We start from the raw sequence: 26188 nt of genomic DNA on the forward strand, positions 1-26188 counted from the left end.
GACCGAGATCAGCGGCGGCCCGTGACGAGCGCGGGCCGCCGCCGTTGGTCACTTCATGTAATCGGGCAGCGTGAAGCCGTCATAGAAGCGATCGGCGAGGATCGCGGCCTTGAAGCCTGGCGACTTGTAGCCCGCTACGATGTCCTTCGCCCAGGCGGTGTCGGCATTGTCGCGCTTGACCGCGACCACGTTGATGTAGGGCGTCGTCATCTTTTCCAGCGCGAAGGCGTTGGTCAGCTTCAGGCCGCTGAAGATCGCGAAATTGCCCTGGACGGCGGCGAAGTCGACGTCGTCGAGCGCGCGCGGCGCCTGCGCGGCCTCCAGCGGGACGATCTTGATGCCGCCGGGATTCTTGATGACGTCGAGCTCGGTGACGTCGACCGGCTTGGAGTCGCGGATCTCGATCAGGCCGAGATCGCGCAGGATCCACAGCGCGCGCTGCAGGTTGACCGGATCGTTCGGCACCGCGATCTTGGCGCCGGCGCCGATCTTGGTGCCGAGCGGGTGCTTCTTGGAATAGATCCCCATCGGCGGCGTCGGCACGTGCACGATGCCGGTGAGATCGGTCTTCTGCCGCTCATTGTAGGAGTTCAGGAACACCGTGTGCTGCATGACATTGGCGTCGATCTCGCTCTTGAACACGGCATTGTTGGCCTCAAGCCCGGTCGAGAACTCGACATAGCGGATCTGATAGCCCTTCTTTGCAAGCTCGGGCGCCACGCCGATCTTGAATTCGTCGATATAGGGGCCGGGCACGAAGCCGACCTTGAGCTCCTTCTTCTCGGCCGACTGCGCCGACGCGCTGGTGACGGTGAACCGGGAGAGCGTCGAGGCGGCGAGCAGGCGGAGGACTTGCGATCGTGTCAATGCAGGCATGGGACTTCCAAAGCTTCAACAAACGAAGAGCGGCGCGGATGCCTTGCAAGGCGTTCGCGCCGCCCGAGAACGGATCTCAGGCAATCGCCTGGACCTGGTGACTGAAGGCGCTGTCTGGACGGTCGAGCCCGTAGTGCTCGCGCAGGGTCTTGCCGGTGTAGTCCTCGCGGAACAGGCCGCGCTTGCGCAGGATCGGCACGACGTGCTCGGCGAACAGGTCGAAGCCGCCGGGCAGCCAGGGCGGCATCACGTTGAAGCCGTCGGCGGCGCCGTTCTCGAACCAGGTCTGGATGTTGTCGGCGATCTTTTCCGGCGTGCCGGCGATCACCCAATGGCCGCGCGCGCCGGCGAGGCGCTGGATCAGCTGCCGGATCGTCGGCTTCTCGCGATCGACGATGTCGATCACGAGCTTGAAGCGGCTGGCGACGCCGCGTGCGCCGTCGGTCTCGATCAGGTGTCGCGGGAACGGGCCGTCGAGATCGAAGCCCTGGAGGTCGAGGCCCAGCATCTGGCGCAGCTGCACCAACGAATACTCCGGCTGGATCAGGTCGTTGAATTCCTCCTGCAGGCGGTCGGCTTCGGCCTGCGTCGAGCCGACGAACGGGCTGATGCCGGGCAGGATCTTGACGTGATCCGGATTGCGATCGAGCGCGCGCGCCTGGCGCTTGATATCGGTATAGAACTCCTGCGCGCTCGCCAGCGTCTGGTGCGCGGTGAAGATGGCTTCCGCAAAGCGCGCCGCGAAGGCGCGGCCGTCCTCCGACGAGCCGGCCTGGACGTAGACCGGCCGTCCCTGCGGCGAACGCGGCACGTTCAGCGGACCGCGCACGCGAAAATACTTGCCGACATGGTTCAGCGCATGGACCTTGTCGGTGTCGGCGAAGATGCCGGAGGCGGGATCGTTGACGACCGCGTCGTCCTCCCAGCTGTCCCACAGCGCGGTCACGACATCGAGGAATTCCTTGGCGCGCTCGTAGCGTTCATGATGCGGCGGATGCTCCGGCAGGCCGAAGTTCTGCGCCGCCTGTGGCGCGCTTGTGGTGACGATGTTCCAGCCGGCGCGGCCGCCGCTGAGATGATCGAGCGAGGCGTACAGGCGCGCCAGATTGTACGGCTCGTGATAGGTGGTCGAAGCCGTGCCGATCAGACCGATGTGGCTGGTCGCGGCGGCGAGCGCCGACAGCCAGGTGATCGGCTCGAAGCGGAAGCGCTGCGCGTAGCGGACGTTGTCGGCCAGCGCCGGACCGTCAGCGAAGAAGATCGCATCGAACTTGTAGTGCTCCGCGGTCCGCGCCAGCTGCTGGTAATAGGTGATGTCGAGCGCGCGGCTGGCCGACGATCCCTTGTAGCGCCAGGCCGCCTCGTGATGGCCGCCGGGATAGATGAAGAGGTTGAGGTTCAGTTGGCGACGCTGGCTCATGGGGCGCTCGTGTTATGGCGGTCTTGAGGAGGAGGCGGAGCGGTGATCGGCTGATGCCGGCTAGTGCGGATCGCGGGCGGATGCGTAGCTCAGGGCGTGAGGCCATCGCAGGCGCCGGGCTGCGTGACGGGCCAGCCGGCTGATGCCGGCGCGGAGGTCGGGACCTGCTTTGTGGCCCTCCGGGCAGCGCTTGCCGGAATGGTCCTGGATGCCGCCGGGCGGCTCACCGGTATCGGCAAGCCCGGGCGTATTCTGCTGAAGACTGATCACGGCGAGAGGGTCGAACATCGCAGCTTCCGTTGAAACGCTGCAGCCATCGGAGCGACTGGCGCCGGCTGCGGGAGATCAAAATCTAGTGGCCCTGTCCCGATGCTGTCGATGAAATGGATTTGTATTGTTGACCGGGGCACGAGCATGAATACGTCGTCCTCATCAGGAACGGGGGAGCGACATTTCGAGCGGCTGCCTTCCTGCACAGCGGATCGTCGATCGACCGTGTGCTCGGTCGCGGCGACTGTCGCCGTCACCGCAAAATGAGTCGATCATGACTTCTGCAGCGCAGGTCCACCGACCTTGTTGCGCAGGGAGGCCTGGGTCACGACGCTGTTCGCGGGCACGTCGTGGGTCAGCCAGACGTTGCCGCCGATCGTCGAGCCCCGTCCGATCGTGATGCGGCCGAGGATCGTGGCGCCGGCATAGATGACGACGTCGTCCTCGACGATCGGATGGCGGGCGTCACCCTTGATCAGCGTGCCGTCCTCCTCGGTCGGGAAGTGGCGCGCGCCGAGCGTCACGGCCTGGTAGATCCGGACGTGGTCGCCGATCACGGCGGTCTCGCCGATCACCACTCCGGTGCCGTGATCGATGAAGAAACCGGAGCCGATCTGGGCGCCCGGATGAATGTCGATGCCGGTGCTGTTATGGGCGATCTCGGCGATCAGCCGCGACACGAGGCGAGCGTCGAGGCCATAGAGCAGATGGGCGAGCCGGTGATGGATGATCGCCGTCATCCCGGGATAGCCGATCAGGATCTCCGGGAAGCTCTTGGCGGCGGGGTCACCGACGAAGGCGGCGCGCAGATCGCTGATCAGGACACCGCGCAGGGTTGGCAGCCCAGCCGCGAAGCGGCGGGTCAGCTCCACAGCCTCGGGCTGGCGGAAGCCCGGGATCAGCTCATCGCCGACGAACAAAGCGGAGCGGTGGATCTGATCCGACAGCAGATCGAGCCCGATGCTGAGCCGGTGGCCGACGAAATAGTCGATGTTCTCGCCGTCGAGATCGTATTGGCCATAGTGGCGCGGGAACATCGCTTCGGTGAGCGCGGAGACGATCTGCGCCAGCTTGTCGCGCGATGGCGGCCGGTGGATGACGCCGTCCTTGCGGATGCTGTGCGTCTCCTCGCGTGACACGCGCAGCTCCGCAACGAGCCGGTCGAGACCCCAGCGTTCGCCTGCAGAGGTGGCGTTGTCCGGACCCGATCCCGTGGTGGGGCGAGAGCTCATGCCGTTTCCTCCGTGCGCATGCGCGTCATCACCGGACATGGGTCAAGGGCACGCTGACCTCGGCGAGCAGGTCGAGATCCGCATTGCGGTCGACCTCGACATACTGGTCGTTCCAATACAGCAGGCTCGACAATTTGGGCGCAAGCTCGACGCTGTCGGGGCGACCGACGATGATCGCATGCGCGTAGCGCTCGATAATCTCGTCGACCTCGCACGCGATCGCTGCCTGGGCGTGCTGCAGCAGCGGGACGCCGGCCGGGCCGCGCGACCAGTCGATGCCCTCGAACTTCTGCTGTCCCGACAGATGCGGCGTGCTGAAGCGATCAGCGAGCGCGAGCTGGTCCGAGCTGAGGATGTTGATGCCGAACCAGCCGTCGCGAGCGATCAGCGGGAACGCTGACGACCGGCTGCCGAGACTGATCATGAGCCGCGGCGGCTCTGATGACAGCGAGATCAGCGAGGCGATCGTCACCCCGGTGATCTCCTCGCCGCGGCCCGCGGTCACGACGCTGACGCCGGCCGCGACACGGCGCAGGGCCGAGTGGAAGTGCTGGGGATCGAACGCGGTCTCAGATACGAGATGAAGGTCACGCTTGCTCATCCGTCGCCTCCCTCGGGCACGCGCCGTATTGGCCGTGTCCCTCGTCGCGGCAGCGCCGTCGGTCAGAAGAAGCCCTTGGCCGGAAGCGGCGTGCCGTTGATCAGATACTGCCCGATCGCCCGCTCCTTGTAGGTGACCGGGTTGTGCGACGACAGGGTGCGGGCGTTGCGCCAGTGCCGGTCGAAATTGGTGGCCTTCTTGGTCGACGAGGCGCCGCCGACGTCGAAGATGTGTCCGCCATTTTTGATGGCCGCATCATCCGCGATGATCTTGGCCTGCGCCGACAGCAGTGCAGCCCGGTGGGCCAGCTCCTCGGCATCGGCGCGTCCGGCATCGAACGCCTCCGTGGCCGCGTCGAGCGCTTCGGCCGCGACAAGGACGACCGTCTCCGCGGCATGCGCCGCGCTCGCGATCTTGCCGATGGTCTCCTGCAGCAGCGGGTCCTCGGTCGGCTTTTCATGCGGCGCATAATAGAACGTGCGCTTGCGCGAGCGGACCAGCGCGATTGCGTCGCGCAGGGCGGCGCGGCTGATGCCGGCGACGGCGGCGGTCAGGAACAGCTGCGCGAACGTGTTCGAATAGGGCACGCCGTAGCCGATGTCCGGAGCGTCGAACACGATCTCCTGCCGCTTGACCCTGACGTTGCGGAAATGGGTGGTGCCGGTCGCCGTCAGCCGTTGCCCCATGCCGTCCCAGTCGTCGATCAGCTCGATGCCGTCGCGGTTGACCGGGATGATCGTGGCGCCGGGACGGCCGCTCGGATCGGCCGCGCGCACCAGCACGAGGTCGGAATATAGGGTGCCGGTGCTATAGTATTTGGTGCCGTTCAGCAGATAGTCGTCGCCATCAGGCGTGAACGTCGTGTTCGGCGTGATGTTGCCGACCTGGGGGCTGTCGAGCTCGGTGGTGGCAAGCCCGATGATCGCGCCGTCCGCGACCGCTTTCTGCCATTCGGCCGCCTGGTCGTCGCGCGGATTGCGGACCAGCCGTTCCACGACGCTGAAATGATTGCGCAGGATGTGCGCCACATTGGCATCGGCCTCGGCGAGCCGGATGACGATCGCGAACAGATCGCGGATCGCGCTGCCGGCCCCGCCTGCCGCGACGGGTAGCCGCAGCGCCCCGAGGCGCGCCTGCTTGATCAGCGCAATCTGCTGGTGCGGCAGGATGCGCTCGCGCTCACGGTCCGACTCGCCCTCGGCGATCGTGGCCAGCAGGGCATCGAGCGCGCCGGGAGTGAGCGGAAGGGTTGATTCGGCGGTGAAGGTCTGGGTGGGCAGCGGCTTGTTCATGACGGACCCGAACGATAGCGAGAAGAGGGGAGAGAGCGGCTCAACGCTGCGGCGCCGGCTCGTCGATCTGGGCGAGATAGTCGGCGACCTTGACCGGCTCGGGCAGCACCTTGCGCTCGACCAGCCAGTCGGCGGCCTTCTGCAGGTCGGCGACGAACTGTCTGTCGTTGACTGAGAAGTAGCGGTACTTGCGGTCCAGCGCGATGAACTGGTCGCGGATCTGGTCGCTGTATTTTCCGGCCTTCTGCGCGATGTATTCGGCGTCCTTGCTGTTCTCCGAGATCCATTTGCCCTCGGCACGGAACGCCTCGTTGACGGCGCGCACCAGGGCCGGGTTCTCGGTCGCGAACTTGCGGGTGGTCAGATAGGACGTGTAGTCGATCTGGAATTCGAGATCGCGTCCTTCCAGGAAGATGTCGTGCGCCTTGTAGTCGAGCCGGGCGATGTCGACGCCGGGGCTCCACATCGACCACGCATCGACCTTGCCGGACGCCAGCGCCGGCGCTGCATCCGGCGGGTTGAGATAGACGAACTTGACCTTGGAGCGGTCGACCTTGTGCTTCTCGAGTGCGGCGACCAGCAGGAATTCGCCGAGGCCGGAGCGGTTGACCGCGACCGACTTGCCGACGAGGTCCTCGACCTTGTTGATGCCGGAATCGTCGCGGGCGATGATTGCTGTCGTGCGCGGCTCGTAGACCACGAACTGCGTGAACACCAGCGGCGAGCCGGCAATGATCGCCGCGAGCGCCGGCGTGGTCGACCCGCCGAACGAGAAATCCGCGGTGCCGCCGGTCACGGCCTGCAAGGTCGGGGCGTGGTTCGGGAACGGGCCGAGCCATTCGACCTTGATGCCGTCCCTGGCGAGCAGCTTCTCGAACTCGCCGCGCTCCTTGGCGATGTTGTTCAGGCCGGCGAGGCCCCAGGTGAGGCGCACGGTGTCGGTGACGCGGCCGGGCGCGGACCAGGCCTCATCGGTCAGCGTGAAGCCGGCGAGTGCGCCGATGCCGAACGCAGCGGTGCCGAGGAACTGGCGGCGGGAGAAGTCATCCGAAGACATGATCGATCCTTCCGGGAAAGAATTTCAAGTGTGGGAGCCGAGCACACCGAGCTCGGCCAGCAGGTCGCCACGGGCGACCGCGCCGTTGCGATCCGCGCGGTGCTCGTAGGCAATCCGTCCGTCGCGCATCACCAGGATGCGGTCGGCGAGCGCGATCGCTTCGTCGACGTCGTGTGTAACCAACAGCACGCCGGGACGATGATTGGCGACGAGCTCGCGCACCAGCGCGTGCATGCGGATGCGGGTCAGCGCGTCGAGGGCCGCGAACGGCTCGTCCAGCAGCAGCAGCTCGGGCTGCTGCACCAGGGCGCGGGCGAGCGCGACGCGCTGCGCCTGACCGCCGGAGAGGTTACGCGGCCAGTCGTCGAGGCGGTCGCCCAACCCGACTTCGGCCAGCGCGGCTGCCGCGCGGGCGCGCGCGTCGGGGACGTCGAGACCGAGCGCGACGTTGCGCCACAGACTGTCCCAGGGCAGCAGCCGATGCTCCTGGAATACGACCGCAGGCCGGCGCGGCGCGATGATCCGGCCGGCCTGAATGGGATCGAGCCCGGCCAGCGCGCGCAGCAACGTCGTCTTGCCGCAACCGCTCTCGCCGAGCAGCGCCACGAACTCACCGCGTTCGATGCGAAGGTCGAGGCCCTCGATCACGGTGCGCTCGCCATAGGCGCGGCGCAGGCCGTTGACGATCACCGCCGGCGCGGCGGCGGCCTGCAGCGGCGGCGCGAACTGGACGGTCATCGCGCCGCTCCGTAGTTCGGGTGCCAGGCGAGCAGCCGCCGCTCCAGCCAGCGCGCGATCAGGTCGGCGCCGACGCCGATCAGGGCATAGATCACGATCGTCAACACGATGACATCCGTGCGCAGGAATTCGCGGGCGTCCATCGCGAGGAAGCCGAGGCCCGATTGTGCGCCGATGGTCTCGGCGACGACCAGCGCGAGCCAGGCCGTGGCGAGCGCATAGCGGACGCCGGTGAGGATCGAGGGCAGGGCGCCGGGCAGGATGATGCGGCGGATCAGCTGCAGCGTCGACAGCGCCTGGACGCGGCCGAGCTCGAGCAGCTTGGGATCGACCTGGCGGATGCCGAGCGTGGTGTTGATGTAGATCGGGAAGGTCACGCCGAGCGCGACCAGAAACACCTTCTCGGCCTCGCCGACGCCGAGCCAGACGATGACCAGCGGCAGCATCGCGAGGAACGGAATCGCGCGGATCATCTGGACGCTGCGGTCGATCAGCGCTTCGGTGATCCGCGAGAAGCCGACGAGAATGCCGAGCGCGAAACCGACGGCGCCGCCAATCGCAAAGCCGGCTGCTGCGCGCAGCAGGCTGACGCCGAGATCGTTCAGCAACGTTCCCTGCGTCGTCAGCCTGAAGGCCGTGCGCACGATCTTGCTTGGGGCCGGCAAGACTTGCGGCGACAGATAGCCGCCCTGCGCCGCCGCTTCCCAGATCACGACCAGCAGGGCCGGCGCGAGCCATGACAGAGCCTGCAGGGCGGCCGGACTCAGCGTGCGGCGGCGGTCCGCGCTGGGGCGAACGCCGTCGCTTTTCCGCGGCAGCTCGATCGTCCCGGCAGCTTGTTCGAGATTGCTCAAGAGTGCGTCGTCCTCGCGATGTCGTACGTCTGCCGGTCGAGATCGTCCGGCAGATCTGCGGATCCATGACGCGCAGGCGATCGGCTGATGCAGCAGCCTCGTTGCGCGCCGGCAAAATGTCCCACGAAACTTGGCTGATCGAAATAGAGCCGTTTTCCAATTGTTGTCACGCCTGGAGGTTTTCGATTTCCTGCGCGGGCCAAAAGCGGCAAGAACTTCTTTTCCGGATTTGTTAGTACGTGCCTAGGATCGCGCTTCGTCGAGATGACGATGCCGGACGCTGATATCGGAAGGCTCGACCATGACATATCCGCTTCGTTTCGGAATCTGGGCCCTGGTGCATGGTCCGCGAGCGGCGCATCAGGATCCGGAAGAGCCTTATGATGCCTCCTGGGAGCGCAATCGCGATCTCGTGCTGAAGGCCGAGGCACTCGGGTTTGATTCGACGCTGGTGGCCCAGCACACCATCAATCCGCATCAGGAGGATCTCGATCAGTTGGAGGCCTGGAGCGCGGCGGCAGCGCTCGCGGCGCTCACCAGCCGGATCGAGATCATCACGGCGATCAAGCCTTATCTTTATCATCCCGTGGTGCTCGCCAAGATGGCGCTCGGCATCGAGAACATCAGCCGCGGGCGTTTCGCCATCAATCTCGTCAACGCCTGGAACAGGCCCGAATTGGAGCGCGCGGGAATAGGCTTTGCCGAGCATGATGAGCGCTACGCCTATGGCCGCGAATGGATCTCCGTGGTGTCGCGGCTGCTTCAGGGTGAGCGCCTGACGCACAAGGGCAAGTATTTTGATGTGCAGGACTATGCGCTGCGGCCGAAGGATCTCTACCGGGCCCGGCCGCGGATCTATGTCGGCGGCGAGTCCGAGCCGGCGCGGGCGCTGGTCGCCGATCATGGCGACGTCTGGTTTATCAATGGTCAGCCGCTCGACGACGTCGCCGGATTGATCCGCGACGTCGCGTCGCGGCCGAGGGGCGCGGCTGCTCAGCTTCGCTTCGGCCTCTCGGCCTTCGTGGTCGCGCGTCCAACCGCGGCAGAGGCCGAAGCTGCGCATCAGCGCCTGCTGCTTCTCGCCGAGAAGGACGCGCCGATGAAGGCGATCCAGAAGCAGAACACCGACCCTAAGGTCGTGATGATGCAGACCATACAGAGGAGCGCTGGTGTCGGCAGCAATGGCGGCACGGCCGCTGGTCTTGTCGGCAGCTATGAGGAGGTCGCCGACCGCATCATCGACTTCCACGCTGCCGGCATCGAGCTGTTCATGCTGCAGTTCCAGCCGTTCGAGGCGGAGATGAAGCGGTTTGCGGAGGAGGTCATTCCGCGTGTGCGGCAGCGGCAGCGTGATCTCGGTCCTGCGAACGCCGATTCCGGTCGTCGCGTGGGATGATCTCGCCTGCGAAGCGCGCAGAAGAACTGATTGCTTTGTGAAGTTCGTTGCGCGGGGAGATATTCGCTCCCCGTCGCGCCACATTCGAAAATCCATTTCATTGACGATGTGCGGGAGCGAACGCATCATCAATTCATCATTGGGGGCGCTGACGACAGCGCACGGTCAACGAGACATCGATGCATTCCGCGGAGGGAGTGCCGGCGCTATGCGCCTGCGCACCGGCGGAGCTTTGTCGGCAGGAGAGGGTGATGGATAACACCGAGAAGACAAGCGCTTTGAGCCGGCGTCGGCTGCTGCAGGCAGGCGCCGGGGCCGCGTTGGTGGCGCCGTTCGGCGGCCTGGCCGCGCAGGCCCTGTCGTTGCGAGCCGTGCCGGAGATTGATCTTTCGCAGTTTCCGATCTGCCGGACGGCGGCTGAAGCGCCGGCGCTCACCGGCGCGCCGCGCAAGCTGAAGCTGTCGTGGAATGCCGGCGCGGTGTGTCTGACGCCGGTTCCGGTGGCGATCGACCAGGGCTTCTTCAAGAAGTACAATCTCGATGTCGAGCTGATCAACTACTCGGGCTCGACTGATCAGCTGCTCGAGGCGATCGCGACCGGCAAGAGCGATGCGGGCCTCGGCATGGCGCTGCGCTGGCTGAAGCCGCTGGAGCAGGGGTTTGACGTGAAGATCGCTGCCGGCACCCATGGCGGCTGCATGCGGGTGCTGACGCGCAACGAGTCCGGCATCACCAAGCTGGCCGACCTGAAGGGCAAGGCGGTCGCGGTCGGCGATCTCGGTGGTCCGGACAAGAACTTCTTCTCGATCCAGCTGGCGCGGCTCGGCATCGATCCGGTGAAGGACGTCGATTGGCGCGTCTATCCCGGCGCTGTCGTCAACGTCGCTGCTGACAAAGGCGAGACGCAGGCGTTCCTGGCGTCCGATCCGCTCGCTTATCTCTGGCTGAAGGACCCGGCCTACAAGGAGGTCGCCTCCAATCTCGACGGCGAGTATCAGAACCGTGTCTGCTGCATCCTCGGCCTGCGTGGCAGCCTGGTGCGCGAGGAGCCGCAGGTCGGGCGCGCCATCACGCAAGCGCTGCTCGATGCTGCGATGTTCACGGCGCAGAACCCGGTCGAGGCCGCGAAGTCGTTCCAGCCTTACGCGCCGAAGCAGGCGTCGCTCGCCGATCTCGAAGGCATGGTGCGTTATCACACCCACCATCATCATCCGCATGGTGCTCCGCTCAAGCAGGAGCTGAAGGCCTATGCCGACGACCTGAAGGTCGTCTCCGTATTCAAGCCGAGCACCGACACCAGTAAATTCGCCGAGCGCATCTATGTCGACATTTTCGCTGTCTGACGTCGCAGCCGGCGAGCTCACGCAAAGCAGCGGGTTGGCCGACAGGCTCCGCGAGGTGGCACCCGGCATCGCTGCGGCGCTGGCTTGGGCTGCCTTCGGCGCATCCTGCGTCGTCCGAGACGACGTCGGCGACTGGTCGCGCACGACGGATCTCGCGATCGCCGGGTTCGTCACCGCGGCGACCCTGCTGGTGGCCAGTCTCGGTGCGCACCTGCTCGGACGTGTGGGCCTGGGCTTGCGCAAGCGCAGTCCTTGGTTCATCGCGCTCGGCGTGTTCATGACGCTGTGGGAGCTCGCGACGGCGAAATACGCCTGGCTGCCGCTGCCGTTCTTTCCGCCGCCGCAGTCCATCGTCGAAGTCTACACCGACGATTTCCCCAAGCTCCTCGATAGCATCTGGGCCTCGATCAAGCTGCAGCTCGGCGGCTACGTCATTGGCGCAGCGATCGGCTTCGTCACTGGCGTCTCGATCGGCTGGTCGACGCGGATCGGCTACTGGGTGCATCCGGTGCTACGCTTCATCGGGCCGCTGCCGGCGACCGCGTGGCTGCCGATCGCCTTCTTCACCTTTCCGACCAGCTGGAGCGCGTCGACGTTCCTGATCGCGCTCGCCACCGGCTTCCCGGTGACGGTGCTGACCTGGTCCGGCGTCGCCAGCGTGCCGAGCGCGTACTACGACGTGGCACGCACGCTCGGCGCCAAGCCGTCGTTCCTGGTGCTGAAGGTCGCGATCCCCGCAGCATTGCCGCATGTGTTCGTCGGCCTGTTCATGGGCCTCGGTGCGTCCTTCGCCGTGCTGGTCGTCGCGGAGATGATCGGCGTCAAGGCCGGTCTCGGCTGGTACCTGCAATGGGCGCAGGGCTGGGCGGCTTACGCCAACATGTATGCGGCGCTCTTGGTGATGTCACTGCTGTGCTCCGGCGCGATTACGCTGCTGTTCAAGACCCGTGACCGCGTGCTGGTCTGGCAGAAGGGTGTCGTGAAATGGTAGCCGTTGCGGAAGCTGCACGGGCGCCGTTCCCGGGTGCCGCGATCGACATTGCCCATGTCGACCACGCCTTCGACATCGACGGCGCCGAGCTGAAGGTGCTCGACGATGTCAGCCTGAACGTCGAGCCCGGCGAGTTCGTCGCGCTGCTCGGACCCTCGGGCTGCGGCAAGTCGACATTGTTGCGTCTGATCGCGGGCCTCGACAAGCCGCGTAGCGGCGTGCTGCGCGAGGACGAGGTCAGCATCAGGGGGCCGCATCCCTCGCGCGTCGTCGTGTTCCAGGATCCGACGCTGTTTCCGTGGCGCACGGTCTGGGACAACGTGGCGCTGGGACTGGAAGCGCAGGGCATCCTGAAGAAGCAGCGCCATCGTGTCGATGCCGCGCTGGACCTGGTCGGCCTGTCCGACTTCCGCAACGCCTATCCGCATCAGCTGTCCGGCGGCATGGCGCAGCGCGTTGCGCTGGCGCGGGCGCTGGTCAACGATCCCAAGGTGCTGGTGCTGGACGAGCCGCTCGGCAAGCTCGATTCGCTGACGCGGATCGCGATGCAGGGGGAGCTCGTGGCGCTGTGGCAGCGCAAGGGATTTACGACCTTGCTGGTCACCCATGACGTCGAGGAGGCGCTGGTGCTCGCCAATCGCGTCATCGTGCTCAGCGATCGCCCCGCGCGCATCAAGGCCGACATCGTTGTGGACCGGCCCTATCCGCGGCATCGCGGTGATCCGCATCTTGCCGATCTGCGCCGGCAGATCCTTGGACTCCTCGGTCTGGAGGCAACATGGTAGCCGTCATCGAAGGCATCGCGCCGCGCCCGGCCGGTGCGGTGGACGACGAAGAGCTGATTGTACGAGCCGTGCGGCTCGTGCCCGTCTTCGCCGAGCGTGCGCCGGCGCATGACCGTGACCGCAGCTTCCCGTTTCAGAATTTTCAAGACCTGTTCGACGCGAGCCTGCTGTCGCTGACCGTGCCGGCCGCGCTTGGCGGGCATGGCGCCGGCGCACGTCTCACCGCGCGCGTGCTCGGGATCATTGCCGAAGCCGATCCGTCGACGGCGCTGGTGCTGGCGATGCACTACATCCAGCACTTGGTGATGGCGCGGCACCAGGAGTATCCGCCGCGGCTTGCGCGCAAGCTCGCGCGGGAGTCGGTCGAGCGCGGCGCGCTGATCAACACGTTCCGCGTCGAACCGGCGCTGGGCTCGCCGTCGCGCGGCGGCCTGCCGGAAACGATTGCGCGGCGCACCGACACCGGCTGGCGGCTGAGCGGCCGCAAGATCTACTCGACGGGTGCGCCGATCCTGAGCTGGTACTCGGTGTGGGCCAAGACCGACGAGGCCGAGCCCCGGCTTGGACTCTTCCTGGTCCAGGCCGGACTGCCCGGCATCAGCATTCTGGAGACCTGGGATCATCTCGGCCTGCGCGCGAGCGGCAGCCATGACGTCGTGTTCGATGACGTCGTGATCCCGCTGGACCATGAGATCGAGCTGCGCAAGCCGGAGGGCTGGCGGGTGCAGAACCCGACGCAGGCGCTGGTTCACGCCGCTTTCGTCGGCGCGATCTATGACGGCGTCGCGCGCGCCGCACGCAACTGGATCGTCGACTTCCTGAGGACGCGGACGCCGTCGAGCCTCGGTGCACCGCTCGCGACCTTGCCCCGGGCGCAGGAGGTGCTCGGCGCGATCGAGGCGCGGCTACAGGTCAATGCGCGGCTGATCGATAGCGTGGCGCGCGATTTCGACGAGGGCAGGGTCGTCAGCCCGGTCGAAGGCAACGTCATCAAGCTGACCGTCACCAACAATGCGGTGGCGGCCGTCGAGGACGCGCTGTCGCTGTCGGGCAATCACGGCCTCAGCCGCGCCAACCCGCTCGAGCGGCACTATCGCGACGTGCTGTGCGGCCGCGTGCATACCCCGCAGGACGACGCCACGCGGATCGCCGCCGGCCGTCTGGCGCTTGGACTCTGAGAACCTGAGGAGAGAGGACACATGTCCGAGATCGAATTCATCGGCTTCATTTCCAACAACAACTCGTCCGAGACCATCGTCCGCAAGGGACCGGTGCTCGACCCCGTCCACATCGAGACGGTGGCGAAGGCGCATGAGAATGCCGGCTTCGACCGCGCGCTGCTCGCGTTCCACTCGACCTCGCCGGACAGCCTGCAGGTCGCCCAGCATGTGCTCGGCGTCACCTCGAGGCTCAACGTGCTGATCGCGCAGCGACCGGGGTTCACGTCACCGACCCTGCTGGCGCGGCAGTTCGCGGTGCTCGACCAGTTCTCCAGGGGCCGCGTTGCGCTGCATGTGATCACCGGCGGCAATTCAACCGAGTTGCGACAGGACGGCAACACGCTCGACGACAAGGAGGCGCGCTATGCGCGGACAGCTGAGTTCCTCGACATCGTCCGCGCCGAGTGGACCAGCGAGAAGCCGTTCAGCTATGCCGGCAAGCACTATCAGGTCGAGAATGCATTCGCGCAGGTGAAGCCGTATCGGAAAGAGGGCATCCGGATCTATTTCGGCGGCGCCTCCGATGCCGCGATCGATGTTGCGGGCCGTCACGCCGACACCTATGCGCTGTGGGGCGAGTCCTATGCGCAGGTGCGTGAGCAGGTCGCCCGCGTCAGCGCGGCCGCCGCCAGGCACGGCCGGCCGGCGCCGCGCTTCTCGCTGTCGGTTCGGCCGATCCTCGCCGAGACCGAGGAGAAGGCCTGGGCCAAGGCGCAGGAGATTTTGGAGCGCGCCACCGCGCTGCAGGATCAGACCGGCTACCGCAAGCCGGCCGACGGACATGCCACGGATGGCGCCAAGCGGCTGCTGGCGATCGCCGAGCAGGGCAAGCGGGTCGACAAGCGGCTGTGGACCGAGATTGCCAAGCTTACCGGCGCCAACAGCAACACCACCGCGCTGGTCGGCACGCCGGAGCAGGTCGCCGACGTATTCGGCGATTACTACGATCTCGGCATCAGCCATTTCCTGATCCGTGGCTTCGATCCGCTGATCGATGCCATCGAGTACGGCCGCGAGCTGATCCCCGCGACGCGCGAGCTGATCGCGCGGCGGCAGGGCGCGAAGGGAGTGGCCGCGGAATGAAGCGCGTTCTGCTTGCCGCGGGTGTTCTGCTCGCGTTCACGGCTTCCGCCTTCGCGCAGGCGACCCTGCGCGTCGGCGACCAGAAGGGTAATGCGCGCGCCGTCATGGAGGCAGCGGGCGTGCTCAAGGACGTGCCCTACAGCATCGAGTGGAAGGAGTTCGTCGCCGCTGCGCCCTTGCTGGAAGCGCTGAGCGCGGGCGCCATCGAGACCGGGCTCGTCGGCGACGCGCCCTTTACCTTCGCTGCCGCCTCGGGCGTGCCGGTCAAGGCGATCGCCGCCATTCGCCAGACCCAGGAGGGTCTTGCGATGCTTGTGCCCGAAAGCTCGGCCATCAAGAGCTTCGACGACCTCAAGGGCAAGAAGATCGCAACCGGCCGCGGCTCGATCGGACATCAACTGGTGCTGGCGGCACTGGAGTCACGCGGCTGGACCACCAGCGACATCCAGCTCGTGTTCCTGCCGCCCTCCGATGCCAAGGTCGCCTATACGCAGGGCTCGGTCGATGCGTGGTCGACCTGGGAGCCGTATGTGAGCCAGGAGGAGGTGCTGTTCAAGTCGCGCCGCATCATCACCGGCGAAGGACTGACGCCCGGCCTGAGCTTCCAGGTCGCGACCCCCACCGCCATCAGGGACAAGCGCGCGGCGCTCGAGGACTTCGTCCAACGGCTTGCGGCGGCGCGTGCGTGGTCGCTCGGCAATGTCGAGAGCTATGCCGAGACCTGGGGCCGGCTGATGAACATTCCGTCCTCCGTACCACTGAACTGGCTCAAGCGTGCGAAGGTGCGCATCGTGCCGGTCGACGATGCCGTCGTCGCCGACGAGCAGAAGACGATCGACCTCTACAGGCGCACCGGCCTGATCAAGGAGCGGCTCGACGCGGCCGGCATCCTCGACCGTTCGTTCACTGCGGCGATCGCGAAGGGGGCGGGGCTTTGAGCTGTCAGCGCGTCACGTGATCTCACCGAACACACGTGACTCTCGGCGGCGTCGGCCGCTGAAAACCATAGCACCCTTCAGCGGTGATCCCACCGTCAGCCTCCACGCTATCAGGCTGACCTTCCCGTAACCGTCCCGGCCCGCGCCGGTGAACTTGGTGCCACACCAGCTACGCCACGTCACGCGGCACGATCGCGGCGCCTCCGCGAACCCGGGAGAAAAGGAGCCCGCTCCGATCCTCGATAGGTAGAGTGCCAAGACGCCTTAACTTGGCTCCCCGCCGTCAAGCGCTGCGCAGACGGCTAGGTCGGCATTGTCGACGGCAAGCGACCTATTCAGTGACTTGGAGCCTGTTGCTGCGCTTCTTGAACGCCCAGTGCGCTAATGCCTTGGGCTGGCGAACAGAGTCGCTTCCAGTCCGATGTGGTCCGAGAGGTAGTCTTGCGGGCCGGGGGTGACGATCCAGCGGATGCGTGACTTGAAAGCGCGCCGGCGCACACGCGAGACGTCGAGATTGAAGCCGTGAACCGCAGTCGCACGTTCGATGAACAGGTAGTCGATCCTGGATCCGGTCGGATTCGCGTCGTCCGGCTGCATTTCGTCGCAGTAGTAATCGACATTGTCCGACATCGTCGGCGTGGCAATGGCCGGATCATAGGCTTGCCGATATGCGTCGCTGGCGCGATAGACCTTACAGTTGGTATTGAAGTCGTTGTAGATCGGCTCGTCGCCGTCGCCGTGACGGTCGGTCAAGCCATCGCTCTTCATCGTATCAAACGGTACGGTCCGTAGGTCATAAAAGCCGGCCTGCTCCATCGCCGCGACTAGGTTGTGGTACTCGTCGGTGTCCGCGCCGATGTTGAGATCTCCGGCGACAATGGCCACGTTGGGTGGAAGGTGCGTCGCCTTGATAAATGCAATCAACTCGTCAATCTGCCTGCGTCTCACGTCGATCTTCTCCGCGTCAGTTGGGCCAGGCGGCAGAAGGCCGCCATCGCCGGCATAAAGATGCGTCGAATATAGCTCGATCGCACCGAAGCCAACCGGGATACGCGTGAGTTGCACCCCTTTGTTCGCCCATTTGTCGGAATCGAACATGTAACCCATCTCGCATCCGCCGGGCATGACTCGCGACACGCCGTCCGCCGCATAGACATGCCCGCCCCCATTTTCGATTGTCCGGGTCGGGCTGAGTACGAGGATCCCACTCTGCAGCTGCTTGTAGGCAAGGGAGCCGGCCGGTCCGTCTAAATGCTGCGCGTTGCCATGTGCCAGGATCGTATCCCTCGTATCCTGGTCCCAAGCCTCGATCAGCGATACGACGTCGTAAGCGAACACCCTTCGGCCGATTTCGTCGGCGCGCTCCGGGATAACCGGCTCTTCCTTGGCAGTTACTTCGAACACGCCAAGCACCGGCGCGACCAGCTGCATCAGCGCCTCAAATACGACCTCCTCCGGGATCGAGAAGAGGCTTATCAGCCAGTCGAGGTCGGAACTGAGATGTTCGATGATGTATCCGCCGAGCGAGAGGCTGTCGCCCACCAGCTTGCAAGTGCCGTTCAACGGGTTGGCGGGCACGCCGCAGATTTCCACGATCGGCGGGAAGATGCGATCGCAGACATCTCCGACATCGGCCCCAATCATCTCCAGCGTCTTGCCGATGAAGTCAGCCGACGATACCCCAAGACAAGCCACGAAGTGGCCCACCCCTCCTGCAGCGGCGACGATCTCCTTGACTCCGACCTTCGCGCGTAGGCACCAGATGTTGTAGTGCAAGAATGAAATTCGTGTTGTGGAGGGGCCCGACAGGCGCCAAGCTGCGTCGGCAAACGAAGCCGTCGGCAGGGTCGTTCCCGGTGCCGCTCCCGGGTAGCGCAGCCTGGACAAGAGGCTGTGCATCGATTGCGGCGGGTAAAGTGCGTCGGCCTGCTGCGCGAGTTGATTGAACGACGTGGTGGGCATGCGCGCATCCTCCTGACTGGTGAATCAGCTTGCCTGGAACCGGTAGGCGAGCGTTGGCCAGGACAGCCAGCGTTCCGGCGCCCGTCTGACTTCCTGTTCGATCTTCTGGTTCACCCAGGCAGCGAGATCCTCCGGCTGCTTGCCGGCGGTGGGCAGTGTCGCCACCACTTCCACACGGTTGTCCCTAGGCGCTATCAGCGCCAGCGTGTAGCCGTTGCCGATCGCAAGCCTCAGAATGGCGGCCGGGGTCTTGGCGGGGCGCCCGAAGAATGGGCTGCGGACGAACTCGGTGCCCGGATGAATGTTGTCCATCATCGCGAACACGTTGCGGCCTTCGCGCATGTACGCGGCGAGCGCCGACGCACCGCCTTCGGCCCGAAAGTTCAGTGTGGTGCCTGCGTCCTTTAGCTCGGAGAGCCAGGGAGCATCATTCGATACCAGAACGACCACATGCTTTTTTTCCGCAGTGCCGAGCAGGCTCGCAAGCTCCGGGAAGTACCATCCGACAATCAGCAGCTTCTCCGATGCCGGCAGGTTCACATCGATCTGCCGTGTCTTCCATGCACTTAGATTGCCCATTGCCTCGAGCCAGGCCTGCTGATGAGCCGAGCTGAAATCGGCGCGGGCTCGAGGATGGGGGGCGGCGAGCAGCTTGCCTGCCCAGGCGAAGGCGTGGTCCGCGCAGGCCGGAACCGACCTCGCGACTGCGTCTACCTTCAGTCCGTGAATGCTGCTCAGGACGGTGTGCAGATCATTGGGCATTTCAGGACCCCGCCAGTTCGCATGTTCTGAGCGCGGCCTAGCGCGCGCCAAAACATCCTGCCTCGCAGCTAACGATCGCAGGCGCCAGCCGATCGATCGTTGACGTGAATCAAGCCGCGGCGGCCGAGTTGAAGATATTTGAAAGTACATCTTCAGCGTGAGGCAGCGAACATGACGAGCGACATCAAACTCACCGACACGTCGGTCATCCTAGAAGGATCAACGACTGTGCTGCAGAGCGGCAACGTCAGGGTTCCCGTCGACGCGCAGGGCTATCCCGGCATGCTCAGAATCGAGTTTGACGGCGCGGAGGCCCACGCGGGACGTCTCTTGCTAGCCCCGGCTTGGTTGGGGCGAGCGATAATGGCATGCAACGTCGAGACCGTGCAGCTCCAGAGCCCGAAAGTGCCTCCGGCGGCGCGCGCGGCGCTCTCTCACTCCCAGGCTGACGAACTTGTTCTCAACGATGGCAAGCATTACGCCGGGGGCGTTTCGATTCACGGTGCAGCGAAACTCGAAGACGTGACCGTTAAAGGCGCCGCGCGGTTCGAGAAAACCGTTACCGCTCCAGACGGAATTGTCGCGGGTGGCGTTACGATCGCAGTCCCCGCACCGCCCGCATTGCAACCGGGTCTATCAGTTGCGAGCTCCCGCACCAGCATGGAGATCAGCTCGTCGACCATTCGTGTGACAACGAGCCATGTTGGGATGATGGGGCATCAACCCGCGCCGGACGTCCTTGACCTGGTCGCGGAGATCCGCAGCCTTCGCGACCGGGTGGCCGCGCTGGAGAAGAAAGCCGGGGTTCCCGTGCCGGCCTAGCCTCAAGAGCCTCCTCGCCTTGGTCGCGCTGTGACAAAGCCACATGCGATTCGTTCGTGTGATCCAACACCGTACTGTCTCGGATGACAGCAAGCTTCATTGAACGGCCGCTCCCGGTGCAGAGCTCGCCTCGGTAAGTAGGATGGGTTGAGCCGAAGGCGAGACCCATCAATCGGATGATTGGTCAAGATGGGCTTCGCTGCTGCTCAACCCGTCCTACGAATTGATCGCTATGGAAAACGCGCCTGATAGCTTGTCGTCATGAGCAATTGATGTGCCTCAAGCGGAGGTCGCAGCTCAAAGGATCGCAGGTCCCGAGCAAAATTCCGCCGGGTCTGACGGTAGTCTATTGATCTTGCATTCGGCCGTTCGTATCCGAGCTCCTGCATTGTTGGAAGCAGCACGGATAAGGTCAAGAGATGAGACGGGTGGTCTTCTATTCATGGCAATCGGGCCTTCCGTCGAGGGGAAATCGCGGCTTCATCGGCGATGCGCTCGAACGAGCTATTTGATCTGTTCCGCTGACCAGGGTCGATGCCTCACGGCCGCAAACCATCTCTTGGATTGTCCAGTCATTGGCCGTACGTTGGTGGGCGGTGACGGAATAATGCCCAAAGCAAACACCATGGAGAACAGTTGGTCTGATGGATGAAGACGACCCGAGCGATCAAATCTCCCGGATCGAGGCGCGGATCGAAGAGCTTGCCGAGATGGCCGAGCGGTGTCGAAAGATCATCCTGGCCTCGAGGGTCGTGATCTATGTCGGTGCAGGATTGCTGCTCGGCGCGGTGCTGGGCCTGCTGGGATCCAATGCGGTCGTCGCCCTCGGGGCGATTGCGGCGGTGCTGGGCGGCATCGTGTCGCTCGGATCGAACGTCAGCACATTGCGACAGACCATGGCGGCAATGGCCGCCGCCGAGACGTTTCGCGCCGACCTGATCGGCAGGATCGATCTTCGTCTGGTTGATGACGCGCGCCGAAGCGGATTGCAGCCTCGGTGACTCGCGCCGCCGGGTGTTGCACTCCGAGCGATCCGTTTGCGGGGGGCGGTGACGGTGCGCGAACTGACTACACCGGATCAACGCGACCTGTCGAGCAAAGCGGGTTCAGGTAGGCTGTATCGCCTTGCCGTGCGCAGCCCGAGCTGCTATATATAAGCAACGCGCAAGAGTGCTGATCTCGCCGAGTGGCTCGAGACGGTCATGCATCTGTACGGTGAGCGCATTCTGTCGTTTGACATGCGGGCAGCGCGGATCGCGGGCCGATTGTCGGATCGGGCGAGGGGGCTTGGACAGGCGCCGGGCTTCGCCGACATCATCATCGCAGCGACCGCGCGCCGGCATCAATTGACGATCCTGTCGCGCAACCTCGGACATTTCGAGCCGCTGGATGTCCCCGTGCTGGATCCATTTGCGGACTTGCCGTGAACGGCGCGGTCCGGGTTCTGATCGGCAAGTAGCGCGGATTCGGCCTCGCGCGATGCCAATCAGCTCAGCCAATCAGCTCAATTGACGTGAGAGGATGGTTTCGCCGGCGCCCGACCTATCCTACGATAGCAATGAAAAAGAAGACGCAGAGAGTAAACCATGCTCAAGGGGATCGATCCGCTGCTCAATGCCGACGTGCTCTATGCTGTCAGGGCGATGGGGCATGGCGACCGTCTCGTGATCTGCGACAGCAATTTTCCGGCCGATGCGATCGCGCGGCGGACCGTGTTCGGCGAGCTCCTGCGCATCGACAATGTCAGCGCGGCCCGGGCCGTCCAGGCGGTGCTGTCGGTGCTGCCGCTTGACACCTTCGTCGACGATGCCGCGGTCAGGATGGAGGTCGTCGGCGAGCCCGAGGTGGTGCCGCCGGTGCAGCAGGAGGTTCAGGCTGTGATCAACCGCGCCGAAGGCAGGTCCTGGCCGCTGGTCGGCGTCGAACGGCACGCGTTCTATGAAAAAGCCAAGACCGCCTATTGCGTGATCGCGACCGGCGAGCGCCGGTTCTACGGTTGCTTCCTGTTCAGCAAGGGCGTGATCGCGCCGGACGCGCAGTGAGCATACTCCTGGCCGCGCTCACATGGGTGACGCGCGTCGTGTTCTCGTCGCGTAGCCAGGGCGAGCGCCCGCCGATGCCTAACGGTCGTCGGCGGGAGCGGCCCCGGGGCGAGGCCGGCCCCGCATGTCGCTACGCTCGTGGCGGGCTACGGACCGGTCACGGAGGCGGGAGCTGTTGGCTTGCGGTAGCAAATGGTGGCAATTTATGCTCCCCGGTCTTGGAGCATCCGATGGCATCTGTCGAAAAACTCAGCGTTGCGCTGACGAGCGAGCAGGTCTCAGCCCTCAAGACAGCGGTCGAGTCGGGCGAATATGCCACCACCAGCGAGATCGTCCGCGAGGCGGTGCGCGACTGGCAGCTGAAGCGTGAGCTGTGCCGGGAGGACGTCAGGCGCCTGCGGCAGGCCTGGGGCGAAGGCATCGCCAGCGGATCTGCTGCCAAGGTCGATATGAAGCAGCTGCGCACGGACGCCCGGGACGGCTGAAGGGAGCGAAGCAAGCCTCCCACAATGCCGATTGAGCTGGTCTGGTCCAACCAGGCCTGGTCCGATCTGCTCGACATCTACCTGCTGATCGGGGTCGATCAGCCAGCCGCCGCTGAGCGTCATCTCGACCGAATCGAAGCGAAATTCGAACTGCTGAGATCGCAACCGCGGATGGGCGCCCGCCGTTCCGATCCGCCCGTCCATGCGTATGCTGGTCGAGGCGCCTTACCTGCTGCTTTACCGAACCGTCCCCGACACGGACGAAGGTCCGGTTGACTCCGTTGAAATCATCCGCGTCATCGACGGCGACGACGTCCGACCGACGGCAAATCCGCCCTCATGGCTTTGCGGGTTCGAGTCCTGCATCACCCATCATCCGGCCGCGGCCGGCCCCATGACGTCTGGGCGATGGGCCAAACATAGCCGCCGCCTGAAGGCTCAGCCAGCGCTGTGGTGTCGGCTTTTCGATCGATGTTGATATGGCCGTAGAAGGGCACTGGCGAGTATCGAGCAGATATTGACGGTCTGCGCGCCATCGCAGTCGCCGTCGTCGTCTTGCTTCATCTCAGGGTGAGTGGCTTCAGTGGCGCGGCGTTGCCGCCTCTATTTGCTCTCGGATGGCGTCCGGCTGTAGACCGTCTTGGCCGGATAGGTCGAGTTCGTGATCGTCAGCGTACTACCATCGAGATTATAGATGCTGGCGCCGTCGCGCGCCTTGTTCTTGACGAATGCCGACTTGCTGACGCCGACGACTGTCGCTTCCAATTGCGAGGCCCGGCTGATCTCATAGATGGCGCCGCCCTGATGGCGCGCGCTATTGGCCGTAAACCGGGCTTGCTCATAGCTCACATGCGAGCCGTAATCCTCGTAGGTTGCGCCGCCATCCTGCGATGCCCGATTGCCGGTGAACGAGCACTTCTGACATGTGACGACGACGCCCTCGCGGTTGACGTTGGCGCCGCCATAGACGGCCCGATTGCCTTCAAAGACGGTATCGGAGATCGTGAGATTGGCCTTGCCGTAGGCATAAATCGCTCCGCCTTCGAGTGCTTCGTTGTGCTCGAAGCGGCAATTGTGCAGCGTCATCTTGAATCCGATCGCGGCCTCGCGCGGCAGAAATTTCTTGCCGGCATGATAGGCAAGCAACCCGCCGCCCTTGCCGTTGTAAGTCCGGCCGACCGCGCGACCGTCACGCAGCGTCAATCCGTCGAGCAGCGCGTCATCGGCGCCATAGAGGACGTGCGCATATCGATAGCCGCCTTTGGCGGCCCTCGCGCTCAGAATTGTCCGCGCGCCGGCGGCGCGACGCTGCTCTAAGGCAGTTTCAGTGCCGGCAAACCCGCCGTACAGCTTCACGCCGTCGTAGAGAATGAAGGCCGCGATACGGCCGTCCTTCTTGGCAGGCCTGTACGTGCCGGCTTTGATCCAAACCGCCGCCTTCGAGGCCGAGGCGAGGTCGATGGCCGCCTGTAAGTCGGAGAACCCGGTTGCCCAGGAAAGTCCGTCCTGTGCCTTGGCCGGGTTGTCCGGGACGACATAGATGACCGGCGCGGATACGGCCTTGGCGCTGACCGCTGGCCGGATGTACTCGCCCTGATATTCGACCGCGCCGCTGTTCTTCACGTAAATCTGGACGAGTTTCTCGACCAAGCCGTTCTTCAGCAGGAGCGCGCCGTCCAAGCCGGGCTGGTAACCGCGCGCATAAGCGGGCGCGGATTTAAGGGCAACGGGTTCCAACTCCCCCTTGAGGTTGCTGATGGGGATGAAGTCGGCCAGCGGCAGCGTGCTTCCCGCAGGAGCGAGCGAGCCGACCTCCGACACAATGTCCTCATGCCAATTATAGACCTTACCGACAACGCTGCGGATGAGGATCGGATTGCTGTTCGCACCTGTCCCCTGATAAAGGTCCGGGCCCAACGCGCTGCTGGCCTTGTTGCCCACGATTGTCACGTTGACGAGCAGTGGTGCCGAGCCGCCGTCGTTGCCGACGCCGCCGGCGCTCACGGCCGAGTTGCCTGTGAACAGCGTGTTGAAGACAAGCGGCGACGCGGCAAAGTCGTTGTAAAGGCCACCGCCTTTGTCGTTGCTGCGGTTGCCGATGAAGCGGCAGTTGATGAAGCGCGGCATAGCGCCGAGATCGTTGCTTACGCCGCCGCCGCGCAGCTCGGCTACATTGTCGATGAAATCGACATTGATGAAGGCGGCCTGGTCCGCGCCCGCCTTGTGCACATTGTAAACGGCGCCGCCCTTGGGCGAGTAGTTGTTCTTGAAGACGACGTTGCGCACAATGGGGCTGGTCATGAAGTTTCTCATGCCGCCGCCAACGACCATGTCGTTCTTGAGAATGTCGGCCGGCACGAGATGCATGCGGGGCTTGTCCGTCCCGTAAGAATCCGAGACCGTGAAGCCATCCAGAATGGCTCGGTTAGCGCCCATAATAATGGTCTTTGTGTTTTTCGTCTTGTCGCCCTTGCCGATATTGCCGCTGAGTATGGTTACATTCCTTCGAAAATCCCTTTGCTGCCGCGCCGTTTCGTTGCCTGAGAAGCCCCCATAGACGGCGATGTCCTCCTTGAGGACAAATGACTTGGTCTGATCGGTCGCATCGGGATAATACGTGCCACGCGCCACCCAGATTTCGTCGTTCTTAGAGGCCGCTGATAGTGCATCCTGCAGGGATTGGAACGGGGCATTCCAGGCGTGCCCGTCCCCCGCACTCTTACTTGCCTGATTCACGTACCAAGTTTTTCCGGAATCGGCTTGCGAGACGCCCGAAGCTAAGGTGACGATTGCAGCCGCAAAAAGTGCCGTGAAAAGGTGCTTCATCTTCATTCCTAATCGGGGATTGATCCGCGGCGCGTCGGCTGGCTCCGTAGGCGTTCCAGCGAGCAGGGGTCTCTATCGAGCAGAGCGCAGTTCTATGGTGGGTCACAACAGCATGCTCTCGACGTCAATCGTTTGTGTTGATCTGAGTCAATCCGGCGCGAGCTCGGGGCCTTCGCTGCGATTTGGCTCTTTCTGACCTCTATGGGTTGGCTCGCCAGCCTGCGTTGCCATCAGCAGCGAACGGTTCTCGTTGTGGTGAATATGAAGCGGTACGCTGTCGCCAAATATCCGCGGTAAGGCATCTCAAAAATGCCGAGAACATCGCCGGACTGTTAGCAGGTCCGCTTACGCAAATGATGGTCAAAGCCATGATGTGCCTGTCCTCCGCTCGACTCAGGGTAGATCGTAGCAGAAATGAGGCGCGGCGAGATTGCGGGTGACAGTGCACTAAATCGTGCTGGGCCATCCGATGAAGTTGTTTCGTTCGATGGCCGATATTCGTCGTCTGTTCGATGAAGGATGACCAGCTCGCTCTCGGTGCGTTCGCGCCAGCGATTGCGGGATTGCGCTGACAGTGCACTTGACTATCTCGCTGACCAAGGTCGATGCCTCACGGCTGCAAACCATCTCTTGGATTGTCCAGTCATTGGCCGTACGTTGGCTGGCGGAGAGGGAATAGTGCTCAAAGCAAACACCATGGAGAACAGCTGGTCTGATGAACGAGGACGACCCGAGCGATCAAATCTCCCGGATCGAGGCGCAGATCGAGGAGCTTGCCGAGATGGCCGAGCGGTGTCGCAAGATCATCCTGGCCTCGAGGGTCGTGATCTATGTCGGTGCAGGATTGCTGCTCGGCGCGGTGCTGGGCCTGCTGGGATCCAATGCGGTCGTCGCCCTCGGGGCGATTGCGGCGGTGCTGGGCGGCATCGTGTCGCTCGGATCGAACGTCAGCACATTGCGACAGACCATGGCGGCAATGGCCGCCGCCGAGACGTTTCGCGCCGACCTGATCGGCAGGATCGATCTTCGCCTGGTGGGTGACGCGCGCTGAAGCGGATGGCAGCTTCGGTCGCTCGCGCCGCTGGGTGTCGCCCTTCGATCGATCCGTTTGCGGGGGGTGACCGACCGGGTTGATCCCTGACATTTTGGACCGGGCTGATCCCTGACACTATTCGATCACTGCTGTGTTGTCT

General features: G+C 64.4%; 25 protein-coding genes and 1 pseudogene. 14 read left to right on the plus strand and 12 right to left on the minus strand.

Features of this window, described 5'->3' with window-relative positions:
- Window positions 1–48 precede the first annotated feature (48 nt).
- The 9 genes from QX121_RS30675 to QX121_RS30715 all read right to left on the minus strand — a co-directional run bounded on the left by QX121_RS30675 (window position 49) and on the right by QX121_RS30715 (window position 8340).
- On the minus strand, window positions 49–876 hold the full coding sequence (locus QX121_RS30675) for a MetQ/NlpA family ABC transporter substrate-binding protein (RefSeq protein ID WP_315813815.1): 828 nt from the start codon (window positions 874–876) through the stop codon (window positions 49–51).
- A 76-nt stretch (window positions 877–952) separates the two neighbouring features.
- Window positions 953–2296 (minus strand): LLM class flavin-dependent oxidoreductase, encoded by a 1344-nt coding sequence (locus QX121_RS30680; RefSeq protein ID WP_315813816.1) that lies wholly within the window; start codon window positions 2294–2296, stop codon window positions 953–955.
- Window positions 2297–2356: 60 nt separating this feature from the next.
- Complete coding sequence (locus QX121_RS30685; protein ID WP_315813817.1) at window positions 2357–2584, minus strand: hypothetical protein; 228 nt, start codon at window positions 2582–2584, stop codon at window positions 2357–2359.
- A gap of 254 nt (window positions 2585–2838) precedes the next feature.
- A complete protein-coding gene (gene epsC / locus QX121_RS30690) occupies window positions 2839–3798 on the minus strand; it encodes a serine O-acetyltransferase EpsC (protein WP_315739254.1) in 960 nt (319 codons plus the stop codon).
- Between the two features lie 28 nt (window positions 3799–3826).
- Window positions 3827–4399 (minus strand): flavin reductase family protein, encoded by a 573-nt coding sequence (locus QX121_RS30695; RefSeq protein WP_315739255.1) that lies wholly within the window; start codon window positions 4397–4399, stop codon window positions 3827–3829.
- A 62-nt stretch (window positions 4400–4461) separates the two neighbouring features.
- Entirely contained in the window at window positions 4462–5691 is a 1230-nt protein-coding gene (locus tag QX121_RS30700; RefSeq protein WP_315777394.1) for an acyl-CoA dehydrogenase family protein, read from the minus strand.
- A 40-nt stretch (window positions 5692–5731) separates the two neighbouring features.
- Window positions 5732–6748: an NrtA/SsuA/CpmA family ABC transporter substrate-binding protein gene (locus QX121_RS30705; protein ID WP_315777395.1), complete on the minus strand. Its 1017-nt coding sequence runs from the start codon at window positions 6746–6748 to the stop codon at window positions 5732–5734.
- Window positions 6749–6772: 24 nt separating this feature from the next.
- A complete protein-coding gene (locus QX121_RS30710) occupies window positions 6773–7486 on the minus strand; it encodes an ABC transporter ATP-binding protein (protein WP_315777396.1) in 714 nt (237 codons plus the stop codon).
- The gene (locus QX121_RS30715; RefSeq protein ID WP_315777397.1) at window positions 7483–8340 is read right to left on the minus strand and encodes an ABC transporter permease subunit; all 858 of its coding nucleotides are present in this window, start codon (window positions 8338–8340) and stop codon (window positions 7483–7485) included. The genes QX121_RS30710 and QX121_RS30715 overlap by 4 nt, the downstream gene beginning before the upstream one ends.
- Window positions 8341–8641: 301 nt before the next feature.
- On the opposite strand from QX121_RS30715, the gene QX121_RS30720 reads away from it, so the two are divergent.
- The 7 genes from QX121_RS30720 to QX121_RS30750 all read left to right on the plus strand — a co-directional run bounded on the left by QX121_RS30720 (window position 8642) and on the right by QX121_RS30750 (window position 16096).
- Window positions 8642–9736 (plus strand): LLM class flavin-dependent oxidoreductase, encoded by a 1095-nt coding sequence (locus tag QX121_RS30720; RefSeq protein WP_315777398.1) that lies wholly within the window; start codon window positions 8642–8644, stop codon window positions 9734–9736.
- Window positions 9737–9987: 251 nt separating this feature from the next.
- Window positions 9988–11079 (plus strand): ABC transporter substrate-binding protein, encoded by a 1092-nt coding sequence (locus tag QX121_RS30725; protein ID WP_315777399.1) that lies wholly within the window; start codon window positions 9988–9990, stop codon window positions 11077–11079.
- Window positions 11057–12070, plus strand: coding sequence for an ABC transporter permease (locus tag QX121_RS30730; RefSeq protein WP_315777400.1), 1014 nt, complete (start codon window positions 11057–11059; stop codon window positions 12068–12070). Before QX121_RS30725 ends, QX121_RS30730 begins: the two co-directional genes overlap by 23 nt.
- Window positions 12064–12855: an ABC transporter ATP-binding protein gene (locus QX121_RS30735; protein WP_315777401.1), complete on the plus strand. Its 792-nt coding sequence runs from the start codon at window positions 12064–12066 to the stop codon at window positions 12853–12855. The genes QX121_RS30730 and QX121_RS30735 overlap by 7 nt, the downstream gene beginning before the upstream one ends.
- On the plus strand, window positions 12849–14033 hold the full coding sequence (locus QX121_RS30740; RefSeq protein ID WP_315777402.1) for an acyl-CoA dehydrogenase family protein: 1185 nt from the start codon (window positions 12849–12851) through the stop codon (window positions 14031–14033). The genes QX121_RS30735 and QX121_RS30740 overlap by 7 nt, the downstream gene beginning before the upstream one ends.
- Before the next feature lie 21 nt (window positions 14034–14054).
- Window positions 14055–15158 carry an LLM class flavin-dependent oxidoreductase gene (locus QX121_RS30745; protein ID WP_315739265.1) on the plus strand — a complete coding sequence of 368 codons (1104 nt, stop codon included), beginning with the start codon at window positions 14055–14057 and terminating at the stop codon, window positions 15156–15158.
- Complete coding sequence (locus QX121_RS30750; protein ID WP_315739266.1) at window positions 15155–16096, plus strand: ABC transporter substrate-binding protein; 942 nt, start codon at window positions 15155–15157, stop codon at window positions 16094–16096. The genes QX121_RS30745 and QX121_RS30750 overlap by 4 nt, the downstream gene beginning before the upstream one ends.
- Window positions 16097–16477: 381 nt before the next feature.
- Here the strand turns inward: QX121_RS30750 and QX121_RS30755 are convergent, their stop codons facing one another.
- Together QX121_RS30755 and QX121_RS30760 are read right to left on the minus strand one after the other, a co-directional pair.
- Window positions 16478–18058, minus strand: a complete 1581-nt coding sequence (locus tag QX121_RS30755; protein WP_315813818.1) for an endonuclease/exonuclease/phosphatase family protein — start codon at window positions 18056–18058, stop codon at window positions 16478–16480.
- Between the two features lie 24 nt (window positions 18059–18082).
- The gene (locus QX121_RS30760; protein WP_315813819.1) at window positions 18083–18820 is read right to left on the minus strand and encodes a hypothetical protein; all 738 of its coding nucleotides are present in this window, start codon (window positions 18818–18820) and stop codon (window positions 18083–18085) included.
- A 171-nt stretch (window positions 18821–18991) separates the two neighbouring features.
- On the opposite strand from QX121_RS30760, the gene QX121_RS30765 reads away from it, so the two are divergent.
- From QX121_RS30765 to QX121_RS30790, 6 genes and pseudogenes are all read left to right on the plus strand, one after another.
- Window positions 18992–19642: a hypothetical protein gene (locus QX121_RS30765; protein ID WP_315712575.1), complete on the plus strand. Its 651-nt coding sequence runs from the start codon at window positions 18992–18994 to the stop codon at window positions 19640–19642.
- A gap of 644 nt (window positions 19643–20286) precedes the next feature.
- The gene (locus QX121_RS30770; RefSeq protein ID WP_315813820.1) at window positions 20287–20643 is read left to right on the plus strand and encodes a hypothetical protein; all 357 of its coding nucleotides are present in this window, start codon (window positions 20287–20289) and stop codon (window positions 20641–20643) included.
- 177 nt (window positions 20644–20820) lie between these two features.
- A pseudogene (locus tag QX121_RS30775) lies at window positions 20821–21069 on the plus strand (PIN domain-containing protein); the annotation flags it as partial.
- A 159-nt stretch (window positions 21070–21228) separates the two neighbouring features.
- Window positions 21229–21684: an RbsD/FucU family protein gene (locus tag QX121_RS30780; protein ID WP_315813821.1), complete on the plus strand. Its 456-nt coding sequence runs from the start codon at window positions 21229–21231 to the stop codon at window positions 21682–21684.
- 230 nt (window positions 21685–21914) lie between these two features.
- The gene (locus QX121_RS30785; RefSeq protein ID WP_315786507.1) at window positions 21915–22169 is read left to right on the plus strand and encodes a type II toxin-antitoxin system ParD family antitoxin; all 255 of its coding nucleotides are present in this window, start codon (window positions 21915–21917) and stop codon (window positions 22167–22169) included.
- A gap of 24 nt (window positions 22170–22193) precedes the next feature.
- Window positions 22194–22445: a type II toxin-antitoxin system RelE/ParE family toxin gene (locus tag QX121_RS30790; protein ID WP_315770961.1), complete on the plus strand. Its 252-nt coding sequence runs from the start codon at window positions 22194–22196 to the stop codon at window positions 22443–22445.
- 327 nt (window positions 22446–22772) lie between these two features.
- Here QX121_RS30790 and QX121_RS30795 read toward each other — a convergent pair whose 3' ends face one another.
- A complete protein-coding gene (locus QX121_RS30795) occupies window positions 22773–24995 on the minus strand; it encodes a right-handed parallel beta-helix repeat-containing protein (RefSeq protein WP_315739268.1) in 2223 nt (740 codons plus the stop codon).
- A gap of 715 nt (window positions 24996–25710) precedes the next feature.
- Between QX121_RS30795 and QX121_RS30800 the strand changes: the two genes are divergently transcribed.
- Window positions 25711–26046 carry a hypothetical protein gene (locus tag QX121_RS30800; RefSeq protein WP_315813822.1) on the plus strand — a complete coding sequence of 112 codons (336 nt, stop codon included), beginning with the start codon at window positions 25711–25713 and terminating at the stop codon, window positions 26044–26046.
- Window positions 26047–26188 lie beyond the last annotated feature (142 nt).

Origin of the sequence: Bradyrhizobium sp. SZCCHNR2028, from assembly GCF_032380995.1 — a bacterium.
Lineage (GTDB): Bacteria > Pseudomonadota > Alphaproteobacteria > Rhizobiales > Xanthobacteraceae > Bradyrhizobium.